This window comes from Actinomadura sp. SCN-SB (assembly GCF_043906805.1).
Taxonomy (GTDB): domain Bacteria; phylum Actinomycetota; class Actinomycetes; order Streptosporangiales; family Streptosporangiaceae; genus Spirillospora.
The window spans coordinates 1-12,661 of the sequence record NZ_JBIMPP010000047.1; the positions used below are offsets into that span (position 1 = coordinate 1).

The 12,661-nt window shown below is 71.8% G+C and carries 12 protein-coding genes and 1 tRNA gene; 4 read left to right on the forward strand and 9 right to left on the reverse strand.

The annotated features are described in order from the left end of the window. On the forward strand, positions 1–347 hold a 347-nt coding region (locus ACGWYJ_RS26175), incomplete at its 5' end, for a winged helix-turn-helix transcriptional regulator (RefSeq protein ID WP_395108978.1). Positions 348–673: 326 nt separating this feature from the next. Here ACGWYJ_RS26175 and ACGWYJ_RS26180 read toward each other — a convergent pair. From ACGWYJ_RS26180 to ACGWYJ_RS26205, 6 genes are all read right to left on the reverse strand, one after another. Then, positions 674–747 (reverse strand) — tRNA-Ala (locus ACGWYJ_RS26180). A gap of 49 nt (positions 748–796) precedes the next feature. Further along, positions 797–1,300 carry a hypothetical protein gene (locus ACGWYJ_RS26185; protein WP_395108979.1) on the reverse strand — a complete coding sequence of 168 codons (504 nt, stop codon included), beginning with the start codon at positions 1,298–1,300 and terminating at the stop codon, positions 797–799. 212 nt (positions 1,301–1,512) lie between these two features. Next, positions 1,513–2,145, reverse strand: a complete 633-nt coding sequence (locus ACGWYJ_RS26190) for a GNAT family N-acetyltransferase (protein WP_285695493.1) — start codon at positions 2,143–2,145, stop codon at positions 1,513–1,515. A 92-nt stretch (positions 2,146–2,237) separates the two neighbouring features. Further along, positions 2,238–3,983, reverse strand: a complete 1,746-nt coding sequence (locus tag ACGWYJ_RS26195; RefSeq protein ID WP_395108980.1) for a DEAD/DEAH box helicase — start codon at positions 3,981–3,983, stop codon at positions 2,238–2,240. Positions 3,984–4,167: 184 nt separating this feature from the next. Then, on the reverse strand, positions 4,168–4,416 hold the full coding sequence (locus ACGWYJ_RS26200) for a DUF3039 domain-containing protein (protein WP_285695492.1): 249 nt from the start codon (positions 4,414–4,416) through the stop codon (positions 4,168–4,170). 133 nt (positions 4,417–4,549) lie between these two features. Next, positions 4,550–5,125 carry a YqgE/AlgH family protein gene (locus ACGWYJ_RS26205; protein WP_285695491.1) on the reverse strand — a complete coding sequence of 192 codons (576 nt, stop codon included), beginning with the start codon at positions 5,123–5,125 and terminating at the stop codon, positions 4,550–4,552. Positions 5,126–5,304: 179 nt separating this feature from the next. Here ACGWYJ_RS26205 and ACGWYJ_RS26210 point away from each other — a divergent pair, with 179 nt between their 5' ends. After that, positions 5,305–6,039: a hypothetical protein gene (locus ACGWYJ_RS26210; protein ID WP_395108981.1), complete on the forward strand. Its 735-nt coding sequence runs from the start codon at positions 5,305–5,307 to the stop codon at positions 6,037–6,039. A 535-nt stretch (positions 6,040–6,574) separates the two neighbouring features. Here ACGWYJ_RS26210 and ACGWYJ_RS26215 read toward each other — a convergent pair. The 3 genes from ACGWYJ_RS26215 to ACGWYJ_RS26225 all read right to left on the reverse strand — a co-directional run bounded on the left by ACGWYJ_RS26215 (position 6,575) and on the right by ACGWYJ_RS26225 (position 9,787). Then, positions 6,575–8,020 carry an NAD-dependent malic enzyme gene (locus ACGWYJ_RS26215; protein ID WP_395108982.1) on the reverse strand — a complete coding sequence of 482 codons (1,446 nt, stop codon included), beginning with the start codon at positions 8,018–8,020 and terminating at the stop codon, positions 6,575–6,577. A 149-nt stretch (positions 8,021–8,169) separates the two neighbouring features. Next, a complete protein-coding gene (locus tag ACGWYJ_RS26220) occupies positions 8,170–8,829 on the reverse strand; it encodes an AAA family ATPase (RefSeq protein WP_395108983.1) in 660 nt (219 codons plus the stop codon). 10 nt (positions 8,830–8,839) lie between these two features. Then, a complete protein-coding gene (locus tag ACGWYJ_RS26225; RefSeq protein WP_395108984.1) occupies positions 8,840–9,787 on the reverse strand; it encodes a tetratricopeptide repeat protein in 948 nt (315 codons plus the stop codon). Positions 9,788–10,304: 517 nt separating this feature from the next. On the opposite strand from ACGWYJ_RS26225, the gene ACGWYJ_RS26230 reads away from it, so the two are divergent. Continuing rightward, a complete protein-coding gene (locus tag ACGWYJ_RS26230; RefSeq protein WP_395108985.1) occupies positions 10,305–11,330 on the forward strand; it encodes an ATP-binding cassette domain-containing protein in 1,026 nt (341 codons plus the stop codon). Further along, the gene (locus tag ACGWYJ_RS26235) at positions 11,323–12,648 is read left to right on the forward strand and encodes a hypothetical protein (protein ID WP_395108986.1); all 1,326 of its coding nucleotides are present in this window, start codon (positions 11,323–11,325) and stop codon (positions 12,646–12,648) included. The genes ACGWYJ_RS26230 and ACGWYJ_RS26235 overlap by 8 nt, the downstream gene beginning before the upstream one ends. Positions 12,649–12,661: the final 13 nt, after the last annotated feature.

Genomic DNA, 12,661 nt, shown 5'->3' on the forward strand with positions numbered 1-12,661 from the left:
CCTTGGCATTTGTGATACCCGACGTCCTGGAAGAAAGCTGCGCGACCCGACAGGCGCTGGAGCGACTGGCCGCCAAGTGGCGGATCCTGCTGATCTACGCGCTGCTCGCCGGACCGCAGCGGCACGCCGAACTGCGCCGCAGGTTGCCCGGCATCACGCAGAAGGTCCTGACCGAGACCCTGCGGAACATGGAAAGGGACGGGCTGGTCGAACGACGGGTGCTCAAAGACACCGCCCCACAGCATGTCGAGTACGCCCTGACCGCACTCGGAAAGACCCTGCAGGAGCCGCTGTCCGCCATCTGCGCCTGGGCGCTGGAGCACCCCAGCGCCACACCCGACAGATGACATCCGGTCTTCGGCGGATTTGCGCGGCCTGCGGCAGATGAGTGGGGGGGCGAGAACAGCGGTACGAACCGATCGATCATGAATCCGGTACGTGGTCGCGACTGAGTGTCCGGGCCGGCCAACGAACCCCGAACAGGTCGCCTGCTGAAAAGCCGGCAGCCCGCGGTCAGGCTTCTTCGCGATTCATGGGCGACGCGGCGTGGGGCGCCGGTCACCACACGGGCGTGGGAGAGGGCCTCGCCATCGGCGCCCAGGACCCTGCCGCCATGGACCCGATGACCAACGGTCAAGGGTGACGATCAGGCCCTTGACCTGCGAATCCTAGGTGGAGCTGAGGGGATTTGAACCCCTGACCCCCTCGATGCGAACGAGGTGCGCTACCGGACTGCGCTACAGCCCCAGGAACCTCCGTAAGGTTAGCAAACTCGGGAGGGTGCTCGCGCAGGGGTTTATTCGCCGACGGCGTGGCGGTCGTCGGCGTACTGGTCGAAGACCTCGACCTCGGTGGGGGCGGCCAGCTCGATGACCTCGGCCTGGGGTTCCTCGCGGCGGGCTTCGCGGGCGCGGGCCATGCGCTGGTGGCGGACGGCGGCGTCCATGCGGACGGCCACGCGGAGGAGGGCGAGGTGGCCGGCGAGGAGGGCGACCGGGGGAAGGGTGATCCACCAGGGGGCGAGGCCGGGGACGACGACGCCGATGGTGGTGGCGAGGAGGAGGGTGAGGCCGGCCGTGCGTCGGCGGCGCCGGGCGATGATCGCGGCGCGGCTCTGGCGGCGGCGCGGCACCGGCGCGGGGGACGGCGAAGGAGACGTGGACGGGTCCGCCGTGGGCTCCTCTTCCTCCTCGGGCGTGCGTTTGGTGAGGAGGCGGGATCTGTCGCGGCGGAGCCACATGGGGACCAGGACGATGGCCCAGACCGCGACGATGGCCAGATAAAGGACGGCACTGCTCACCGGCACACCGCCGGGGACAACGGCGGGCCGACTTTCGGCGCGCGGATGTGCATTGGGAGCAGGGTCACGTCCCGCACGGTACGAGCCGGTGTCAGAGCTTGACGAGCATAAGAGGCGGTGTGTCGCGAGATCGAGCCCGGGGTTACTCTCCGTTTGCACGCTCTTCGCGTTCGGAGGATTCTTACCGCAGAAAGTGACCGATGGAAGTCGGGTCACGAAGGGGAGCGGGGAAATGCCCGCCGCTGGCCGCCGAGCCAGCGTGCGCGCAGGCCACCGGGGACGTCTTCAACGGTGAGGGCGTAGCAGATGTGGTCCCGCCAGGCCCCGTCGATGTGCAGATGGCGGCGGCGAATTCCCTCTTCCCGGAAACCGAGTTTTTCCACCACGCGGCGGCTCGCGGTGTTCTCCGGGCGAATATTGGCCTCCACCCGGTGCAGGCCCACGGTGAAGAAACAGTGGTCCACGGCGAGCGCCACCGCGGTGGGGATGACGCCGCGGCCGGCGACCTGACGATCCACCCAGTACCCGACCTGCGCGGACCTGGCCGAACCCCACACGATCGCCCCGATGGTGAGCTGCCCGACGAAATCGCCCTCGTGCGTGACGACCCACGGCAGGGCGAGTCCTTGGCGGGCCTCGCGCCGCATGGTGTGCACCATGCTGATGTACGGGCCGAGGCCGCTTCGGAAGAGCGGTGTCTCAGGGTTGGTGGGTTCCCAAGGACGTAGCCAGTCGGCGTTGCGCACCCGCAGGTCACGCCAGGTAGCAGCGTCACGGTGCCGGAGCGGGCGCAGCCCGACCGGCCCCTCGGTCAAGGTGACCGGCCAACCCCGCAATCGTTCCACGACTCCATGATTCCCTGGACTAGGGTAAAGAGGCTATCCATTGCCGCCGACAATTGCGGGATGACGCAGGTCGGGGGCCTGCCGGGCCGCGATCAGGACCGGCGCCGCGCCGCCCATTCGCGGATCTTCGCGATCCGCTTGCGGATGTCGTCGGCGGACGCCTGGGCGATGGCCGGGCCGCCGCACGTACGGCGCAGCTCGTTGTGGATCACCCCGTGCGGCTGGCCGGTGCGATGGTTCCAGGCGCCGACCAGGCCGTTCAGCTCCTTGCGCAGCTCGTGCAGGGTCTCCGCGGCGGTGCGGTCATCGGCCTTCTGACCGGCCGTCCTGCGCTTGCGCTCGGCCTTGACCTGTTCCGCCTGGCGCTTGCGGAGCAGGGCGGCGACCTGTTCGGGTTCGAGCAGGCCGGGAATGCCGAGGTACTCCTCCTCCTCGGCGGATCCGGCGGCGGCCTGCATCCCGAACTCGCCGCCGTCGTACAGGACGCGGTCGAACGTGGCGGACGCCTCCACCGTCTCGAACGGGAGCTCCTCACCGACATCGGACGTGTCGCGCCGCCGGTTCGCCTCGGCGAGCAGCTCGTCGTCCAGGCCGTCCTCCCGCAGGGGACGGTCGAGGACGTGGTCGCGCTCGGTCTCCATCTCGGCGGCGTGCCCCATCAGCGTCGGCACGGACGGCAGGAACACCGAGGCCGTCTCACCGCGCCTGCGCGCCCGGACGAAACGCCCCACGGCCTGCGCGAAGAACAGCGCCGTGCTGGTGGACGTGGCGTACACGCCGACGGCGAGGCGCGGGATGTCGACGCCCTCCGACACCATCCGCACCGCCACCATCCAGCGGTCGTCGGTCTCCGCGAACGTCTTGATCTTCTTGGACGCGGTGGGGTCGTCCGACAGCACCACGGTCGCGCCCTGGCCGGTCACCGAGCGCAGCATCCTGGCGTACGCGCGGGCCGCCTCGTGGTCGGTGGCGATCACCAGCCCGGCGGCGTCGGGGATGGCGCGGCGCAGCTCGGTGAGCCGGCGGTCCGCGGCCACCAGCACCTGCTTGATCCAGTCGCCCTTGGGGTCGAGCGCGGCCCGCCACGCCTGCGCCGTCTGGTCCTGGGTCAGCGGCTCGCCGAGGGTCGCGGTGATCTCGTCGCCGGCCCGGGTCCGCCAGCGCATCTCCCCCGCGTACGCCAGGAAGATCACCGGACGGACGACGCCGTCGGCGAGCGCCGGCCCGTACCCGTAGGTGTAGTCGGCCCTGCTGCGCCGGACGCCGTCCGGGCCCTCCTCGTACCGGACGAACGGGATCGGGTTGATGTCGGTGCGGAACGGCGTCCCCGACAGCGACAGCCGCCGCGTCGCGGGCTCGAACGCCTCGCGCACCGCGTCGCCCCAGGACAGGCCGTCGCCCGCGTGGTGCACCTCGTCGAAGATCACCAGGGTCTTGCGCGCCTCCGTGCGGTTGCGGTGCAGCGCGGGACGCGCCGCGACCGTCGCGTACGTGACGGCGATGCCCAGGTACTCCTTGCCGACCGCGCCCTGCCCGTTCTGGTACTCGGGGTCGATCTTGATGCCGACCCTGGACGCCGACTCCGCCCACTGCCGCTTCAGGTGCTCGGTGGGGCAGACCACGGTGATGGCGGCGACGATCCGGCGATCGAGCAGCTCCCGGGCGAGGCGCAGCGCGAACGTGGTCTTACCGGCACCCGGCGTGGCGACGGCCAGGAAGTCGCGCGGCCCCGGGGAGGTCCCGTCGCGGCCGAAGTACGCCTCCAGCGCCTGCTGCTGCCAAGCACGCAGTGACGACGCCGTGCCCCAGGCGGCCCGCTCGGGGAACGCGGGGGGCATGTCGGATGCAGCGAACGTACTCACGGTTCATCGTGGGGGCGCGACCCCCCGCACCCCCCGGCGCGGGGTGGACGCACCTTCGCTCGTTCCTCGTTATGGCCCGTCCACCGGGCTTCGTCCCTCGCCCCATGGGGGGCTTCGCCGCGGTGCGGGGCGGTGGTCAGGCCCTGGTACGCGGCCGGGGTCACTCTTCGTCCCCACCCCCAGGCTGCATGGAGTCGTAGATCTCCTTGCACTCCGGGCATACGGGGTACTTCTTCGGGTCGCGGTTGGGGACCCAGACCTTGCCGCACAGCGCGATCACGGGGGTGCCGGTGACGGCGCTCTCGGTGATCTTGGCCTTCTTCACATAGTGGGCGAACCGCTCATGATCGCCATCGCCATGCGAGAGATCCGGCCTGGTATCGCTCTCGGGAAGGATCTTCGTGCTCATCTGGGTGCTCATCATGCCTCCTGGCCCCACACCTTAGTTCAGGACTCCGACACCTTCGCCGGATGCCGTACGGCCCGTCGTCCCTGAATCCAACGACCGCGAACCCGGCGCCTCTTCCCCGTCCCGGGGCGGCTCAGTTCAGGGTGGGATCCTCGGGGAAGGTGGACACGAACGCCAGGTCACCGCCCTGGCGACGCAGGACCTCCTGCCAGAGCCGATCGGGGTCGCCCGCGAAGACGTCCCCGGCCTCGGCGGGCACCAGGTACCAGGCGCCCTCCTCGATCTCCGAGCGCAGCTGGCCCGCCGACCAGCCCGCGTACCCGGCGAACACCCGCAGTTGCAACAGCTCGGGCGCCAGCAGGGCGGGCGGCGCGTCCAGATCGACCAGACCGACCCTCGCGACCTCGGAGCCGCCGTCCAGGGCACGCCAGCCCAGCGGCTCGTCCTCGCCGGGGAGCCGGGCCAGCGCCAGCGCGTTGTCCAGCGCGACGGGACCGCCCTGGAAGACGACGGACGGACCCGTCACCAGCTCGGCCCACGGCGGCAGCACGCGGTCGACCGGCACCTCGGTCGGCCGGTTCAGGACAACGCCGAGCGTTCCGCCCTCCACGTCGTGCTCCACCACCAGGACGACGCTCCGCTTGAAGTTCGGGTCCTCCAGTTGAGGCGTGGCGACCAGCAGGAGCCCCACCCTGATGCCGTCTTCCATGGATTCCATGATGCGTTGCCGAGACCTCCGGCGGCACGTCCCCCCACTCGTTAGCCTGTTAAGCATTCCACTTGTCCGGGGATACAAGCACAATACGGGCCTGGGTCAATAATGATCTAGGAACACGTCCGTACGCGGGTCGGAGAGGACGTGCGCGCCCGCGGGCTGGGAGGATCGCGATGCAGTTGCCCAGGGTCGTCATCGCCGCCGTCTTCTTCGCCATCGGGGCGCTGATCGCGATCCCCGCCATCTGGGACCAGGTCTCGCGCGCGGACGGCAGCCCGGCCGGCAGCACGACCTCCCCGTCCCCCTCCCCCACCTCGGACAGCCCCACCGCGACCGGCACCCCCACCAGCCCGTCGCCGACGCCCACCACCGCGTCCCCGACCCGGACGGCCTCCCCGTCACCGACGCCCACCCGCACCACGACCCCGGCGGTGCCCGTACAGCCGCTGCAGATCTCGATCGGCTCCGTACGTTGCCCCGCACGCACGATCGAGGTCACCATCCGCAACACCGGCCCCCGCGCCGAGGACTTCGCGATCGAACGCAACGACGGCACCGCCGCCACCCCCGGCCGCATCGGCGCGGGCCAGACCCGCACCGTCTCCCTCACCCTCCGCGAGGATCGCCGCACCACCATCCAGATCACCCTGCGGAACGAGCCGATACGGACGAGGTCGGTCACCGCCAACTGCCGCACCGCGTCCCCCACCCCGTCCGAGACCGAGGAGCCGACGCCCTCCAAGTCCCCGGACGACCAGCTACCACGCACCGGCCCGGACGACACCGTGCTGTGGGCCCGCGCCGCCACCGGCGGCGCCGCGATGGTCACCGGCGCGATCATCTTCTGGTACGGCGGCATCTGGCCCCGCCGCCGCGAACACCTCTTCGGCGGAACCAAGAAGAGCTGACCCCCGCGCCGACCGCGGCCGGCTCACCGCGGCCGAACGCCCTCTGCCGGCGGCGTCGCGCGGCTCGGCGCATAACGGGGAGCCGGGACCCACGTCCTGGCTCCCAAGGGACACGACAAGCCCACTCCCGCAAGAACACCCACGGGGCCGCCGCCCCTGCGCGGGCCAGTCGAACACGCCCAAGCCCGTTCCGAGCCCGACGGACGCCAAAGCCATCCACACCCTTCACTCAGCGAGCCCCGGTCAAAGCTTCGACCGAGGGCCAGCAGGCCGAGGCCCCGCCGGGTGAAGACGGCGCAGCCGGTAACGAACGCGCGCCCACCCGCTAGTGAGACCAAGGAGGCGTAGCCCGCCCGCCCGCCGGGGTGGAGACGCCGCAGCGGAACGCATACCCAGGTGAGACCGAAGGGGCGAAGCCCCACGGGGGTGCAGGGGGCGGAGCCTCCTGCCGGGGTCGTAGGGGCGGAGCCCCTACACCGGGGGTTGTGGGGGGTCGTCCCCCCACATATGTCACAGCCGCGGCCCGGAGCGAGTTCTACGAGCGCAGGGACGCGGCATTCCGCCCCGCACCGGGGGTTGTGGGGGGTCGTCCCCCCACATATGTCACAGCTTCCCTAACGGCGGCGGCCACGCTGGAGGCTACGTCGGCGTGGAAGACGCTGGGGATGATGTAGTTCGGGCCGAGTTCGTCGTCGGTGACGACGGCGGCGAGGGCGGTGGCGGCGGCGAGGAGCATGTCCTGGGTGACGCCGTCGGCCTGGGCGTCGAGGAGGCCCCGGAAGACGCCGGGGAAGGCGAGCACGTTGTTGATCTGGTTGGGGTAGTCGCTGCGGCCGGTGGCGACGACGGCGGCGTGTTCGCGGGCCTGGTCGGGGGCGATCTCGGGTTCGGGGTTGGCGAGGGCGAACACGATGGCGTCGTCGTTCATGGCGGCGATGTCGCCGCCGGTGAGGATGCCGGGGGCGGAGACGCCGATGAACACGTCGGCGCCCTTGACGGCGCCGCGCAGGTCACCGGTGTAGCCGTCGGCGTTGGTGTGCTCGGCGATCCAGCGGAGGGAGTCGTCGAGGTCGTCGCGGCCCTTGTGGACCGCTCCCTTGTAGTCGCAGACGATCATGTCGGTGGCGCCGGCGTGCATGAGCAGTTTGAGGATGGCGGTGCCGGCGGCGCCAGCGCCGGCCATGGTGATCCGCACGGCGCCGATGTCCTTGCCGACGACGCGCAGCGCGTTGGTCAGGGCGGCCAGGACGCAGATGGCGGTGCCGTGCTGGTCGTCGTGGAAGACGGGGATGTCCAGGAGGTCGCGGAGCCTGGCCTCGACCTCGAAGCAGCGGGGCGCGGAGATGTCCTCCAGGTTGATGCCGCCGAAGGCGGGCGCCAGGATCTGGACGGTACGGACGATCTCGTCGGTGTCCTGGGTGTCCAGGCAGATCGGCCAGGCGTCGATCCCGGCGAACCGTTTGAAGAGGGCGGCCTTGCCCTCCATGACGGGCAGGGCGGCCTGCGGGCCGATGTTGCCGAGGCCGAGGACGGCGGAGCCGTCGGTGACGACGGCGACGCTGTTGCGTTTGATGGTGAGGCGCCGGACGTCCTCGGGGTTGCGGGCGATGGCCAGCGAGACCCGTGCGACACCGGGCGTGTAGGCCATGGACAGTTCGTCGCGGTTGCGCAGCGGCACCTTGGACTGCATCTCGATCTTGCCGCCGAGGTGCATGAGGAAGGTGCGGTCGCTGACCTTGTGGATGTGGACGGCGTCGATCTGTTCCAGGGCCGCGGCGATGGACTCGGCGTGCTCGGTGTCGCGGGTGGCGATGGTGACGTCGATCCGGAGCGTCTCGTGCCCGGCGGTGTTGACGTCGAGGGCGGTGACGATGCCGCCGGCGTTCTCCACCACGTGGGTGATCTGGCTGACGGCCTTGCCGCCCGCCGGGACCTCCAGGCGGACGGTGATGGAGTACGACACGCTGGGCACGCTCGCCACGACTTGTTCCCCTCTACTACCGGGTATCTCTACCGGGTACGTCGTTGTTCCGCTCGGGCGCGTCCCGCGGCGCGTCCGTGGGGGGCCGCCGCCCGGGTTCGCCGTCCTGCCGGCTCGGACCGTCCCGGGAAGGGTGTCCCGGGGCCACCTCAGAGCGCCCGCGCCGCGGTGACGATGAGGTCGACGACGGCGGGCTCGGGGAGCCTCGTGGTGTCGACCACGAGGTGGTAGAGCCGCGGATCGGCGGGATCGGCCCCGTAGAAGTGCTTCACGTAGGCCGCCCGTGCGCGGTCATTGTCATCGAGCATACGCTCCATGGCGCGCTGAGACGTCCCGGTCCGGGGCACCTCGTCCGCCCTGTCCGCCGCCCGGAGGGCGTGGCCGAGCCGCCGTTCGCGGTCGCCGTCCAGCCTGACGTGCAGCGCCTCGGGGTGGTCGGCGAGCACCAGGGCTCCGGCGCGGCCGAGGATCACGCCGCCGTCCTCGCGCGCGACCTGGCGGATGAACCGTTCGGTGTGGGAGACGAACTCCTCTTCCGGGACGAACGCGGTGCCGGGCAGGTAGACGTCCATGCCGCCGAGGGTGGCGCTGGGCAGCCTGGCGGCGTTCGCGAGCAGCCGCCCGAGGCCCCTTTCGGCACGGTCGTCGTGCGCGAGGACCTCTTCGAGGGTGCAGCCGATCTCGGCGGCGACGGAGACGGGGATCGCGCGGTCGACGAAGGGCAGGCCCAGCGCGTCGGCGACGGCGGGGCCGATCGAGCTGCCGCCCGCGCCGAACGTGGCGGAGACCGTGACGACGCGCGCGCTCAAGGGGTTTCCGTCAGAACAGCGCCGACTGGAGGCCGCGGCGGGCCTTGCCCACGCGCGGGTCGTCCGAGGGCATGACCTCGAAGAGGGTGAGCAGGTGCTTGCGCGCGGTGTCGCGGTCGTCCCCGGAGGTGCGCCGGACGGTGGCCACCAGCCGGTCGAAGGCGTCCTCGATGCGGCCGGAGACCAGTTCGACGTCGGCGGCCTGGGTCTGTGCCCGCACGTCGGTGGGGCGTTCCTCGGCCTCCTTGATGACCTGGCGCGCGTCCAGGGACCTGACGCGCAGGCTGAGCTCCACCAGTGCCAGGCCGCGCTTGGCGTCGGCGTCCTGCGGGGACTTGTCGAGGATGCGCTGGAAGGCGGCCTTGGCGCCGTCCAGGTCGCCCTTCTGCAGGGCTTCCTCGGCCTCGGCGTACACCGGGTCGGCCTGCGGCTGCGCCTGCGCGCCCTGCCCGTCCGGGGCGCCGGCGCCGTCGGGGATGAGGCCCTCCTTGCGCAGCGCCTCGAAGAGCTGGTCGATGGCCTGCCGCACCTGCGGCTCGGGGGCGGCGCCGTTCAGGAACGGCAGCAACTGCCCGCCCACGACGGCGGCGACGAACGGGATGCCCCGCACGCCCATCTGCTGCATGTACTGGGCGAGCGCCGGGTTGGCGTCGATGTCGACCTTGGCGAGGATCCATTTGCCCGCGGCCTCGCCCGCCAGCTTCTCCAGGATCGGGCCGAGCTGCTTGCACGGCCCGCACCATTCGGCCCAGAAGTCGACGAGCACCGGAACGGTGCGCGACCGCTCCACCACCTCGGTGTTGAAGGTCTGGTCGGTCACGTCCACGACGTAGGCGCCGCCACCGCCGTCGCCGCCCGACGCGCCCGCGTTCGCCTGGCGTTCCTGTTGCCTCTTGGCGGCGGCCTGGCGCGCCCCCAGGTCGATGGCCCCGTGCAACGAAAAGTCCCGAGAAGGCATGGGTCCATCCTGCCGCATGAACGCCGCGGTCCGTACGTCCGTACGCCGCTAGCTGAGCACGCTTTGCGCGGGACCCGCCGGCGGACCCGTCACCGGACCCGTCGCACGCCCGCCCGGACGTCCGGTACGGGATGATCCGGCCGCCTTCCGCCCGGCTCGGCCGTCCTGCACCCAATTTAACGCTGAATAAAGGAATTCGACCGTTCTTACCGTAGGCAAAGAATCCAGGACCCCAGGCGCCGGACCTGAAAGAAGGCTGACAGCTATCGCCAAGCACGGTTATAGTCACCGAGTCGATGCATGGTGCGACGGCAAATGGGGCTCGCCGCCGGGCTCGCAGGAGAGTCCGGCCCTAGCGGAACACACGCCACGGCACGGAATGGCCATCGGTGCCCCTCCAGGCCGCCACTGAATCGCATGACGGAACAATGGGGGGTTAAGTGTGATCGCGGAGCGTTCCGCGATCGTGGCCCAAGGGATGGGTGTCCGCCGCGGGGGGCGGTGGCTCCTGCGCCCGGTGGCCTTCGGCATGGCCGAGGGCGTGATCGGCGTGGCCGGTCCACCGGGTGCCGGCAAATCCACTCTGCTGGCCACGTTCGCGACATTGCGCCGGCCGCATTCCGGCGCGCTGAGAATCCTGGGGCATGACATCGGGACGGCCAGGGGCCTGCGCGCCGCCCGGGCGCGGATCGGTTTCCTTCCCGGCAGGTTCCAGTGGGCCCGGAACATGACGACCGAGGAACTGGTGACCTACGCGGCCTATTACAAGCGGGTGCGCGCGCCGGCAGCGCGCGACATCATGAAAAGGCTCGACGTCGCCGACTCGAGCCGCACCGAGCTCGGGCTGCTCCCGCCGGACGTGCGGCTGCGCGCCGGGCTCGCCGCCGCGTGCGTCCACGATCCCGAGCTCGTCGTGCTGGACGATCCGCTCGACGAGTTGTACGCGCGCCGCACCACCGCCGACGAGGCCGCGCTCGCCGAGCTGATCCCGCTGATCCGGTCGCTGGCGCCCACCGTGGTGGTCTCCGGCGCCCAGCCCGAGCACCTGGCCCCCTGGTGCCGGGAGGTCCACACGCTGGCCCGGGGGCGCCTGACCCGTTACCCGCCCCGTCCCGCGCCCCCCACCGCCCTGCTCCCCTCCGCGCCCCGTGTGACCTCGGCACGCCGCACGGCCTCGGCGTCACGCGCGACCTCGGCGCCGCGCGCCCCGACATCGGCGGGGGGCGAACCCGCGCCGTCCTTCCCCGTCCCGGCGCCGAACCCCAGGCCCCTCCCGTGCACGGTCGTCCAAGCCCCAGAAACACCCTCCGGCCCGCCCCATCCGCCCGGTGCGCTTCCTCAGCCTTCTCCCCATCCCATCGACCATGCAGGCAAGTTCGTCCAGACGTGTCCGTCCCAAGACGCCCGCCCGGCCGTGCGCGCGGGGGCCGCTGCCCATCCCGCGGGCGGCGAGGCTCCGCTGCCCGCGGAGAAGCAGGCCGTGGCGGTCCGTCCCGGGAACCACGCCGGACGGCGGCCCGCGAGGAGCGGCGCCGGTGTCTGAGCTGGGGCGGGTGCTCCGGCTCGACGCGCGGCGTGCGGCACTGCTGCTCGCCGTCCCGCTGCTGGCGGGGATCGGGATCGTGACCGCCTGGCGGTCCCTGGTCCCGGGCGTGGGGTACTGGGACAACTCGGTGGTCGCGCTGATCAACTCCGTGCGGCTGCTGGGTCCCGTCGCCGCGGGGCTGGCCGCCTGGACGGCGGTACGCGAGCGCGGCCTGAACTACCTGAGGGATCTCTCGCCGCGTTCCCCGGCCACCGGCGCCCTGCTCGACCTGCTGCTGCTCGCGGGGGCGGCGGCGCTGGCGTACGGGGCGGTGACGGTCGTCGTGACCGTCGAGACCATGCTGCGACAGGAGGCCGGGCACCCCTACCCGCTCGGGCTGCTGGCGGGCACGGCGTCCCTCGTGCTGCACGTGGTGATCGGCTACCTGGCGGGGCGGGCCGTGCCGCGTCCCGCGACGGTGGTGGCGGTCGCCGCGCTGACCTGGCTGTGGGCGGCGCTGCGCCCGCCCGGGACGTCGTGGTGGAGCCTGCTGCCCCCGGCGGCGCTCGACCGTGTCGAGCTGTTCACCGTGCTGCGCACGAGCGTGCTGGCGGATCAGACGGTGTGGGCGATGGGCGTCACGGCGGCGCTGGTCCTCGCCTATGTGGGGTGGGTGACGCGGCGCCGCGCCGTGGCGGTCCCGATGGTGCTCGCGCTGCTGGTGACGGGGAACGCGATGGCGGGCCTCCAGGGCTCCGGCGGCAGCGCGGTCGTCCCGGCACCGGTGCGCCTGGCATGCCGCGAATGGCCGCTGACGGTGTGCGTGCATCCCGCGCTACGGTCGGCGCTGCCCGCGCTCATGGCGGCGACGACACCGCTGGCGACCCGTCTCAGCGGCACACCGGGCGAGTTCAACCGCGTCGTGCAGCGTCCCGCCACGGAGCCCGCGACGGTCGCGGGCGGGACGGCGTCCATCCATCTCGACGACGAGCTGTCCCCCGGCTACGAGGTACGCGCCGTACGGCAGATCATGCGGTCCCTGGCCGACACGCAGGCATGCGCGTCGCCCCGCAATCCCGGTTACCGCGCGCTGGTCGACGCCTGGCTGCTCGGACGGGCGGCACCCCCCATCACGGACATGCGGACGGCGCGCAGGTTCGGGCAGTGGACGGAGGAGCAGCGGCGCGGCTGGCTGCGTACCCACTACGCGGACTATCGGAGCTGCGCGCTCGCGGCCCGCGACTTCCGGCTGTCGGTCACACCGCGCCCGGCGGACGCCCCGCGCCCGTCACCGCGCCCGCTGAAACCACGAAGGGCGGACGGGCTTCCCAAGTAGGGGCGGCCCCCCG

Coding starts and splice junctions, on each gene's coding strand:
- ACGWYJ_RS26200 (WP_285695492.1), bottom strand. CDS start 4,416: ATGAGCACGAAGATCCTTCCCGAGAGCGATACCAGGCCGGATCTCTCG.
- ACGWYJ_RS26205 (WP_285695491.1), bottom strand. CDS start 5,125: ATGGAAGACGGCATCAGGGTGGGGCTCCTGCTGGTCGCCACGCCTCAA.
- ACGWYJ_RS26195 (WP_395108980.1), bottom strand. CDS start 3,983: ATGCCCCCCGCGTTCCCCGAGCGGGCCGCCTGGGGCACGGCGTCGTCA.
- ACGWYJ_RS26210 (WP_395108981.1), top strand. CDS start 5,305: ATGCAGTTGCCCAGGGTCGTCATCGCCGCCGTCTTCTTCGCCATCGGG.
- ACGWYJ_RS26225 (WP_395108984.1), bottom strand. CDS start 9,787: ATGCCTTCTCGGGACTTTTCGTTGCACGGGGCCATCGACCTGGGGGCG.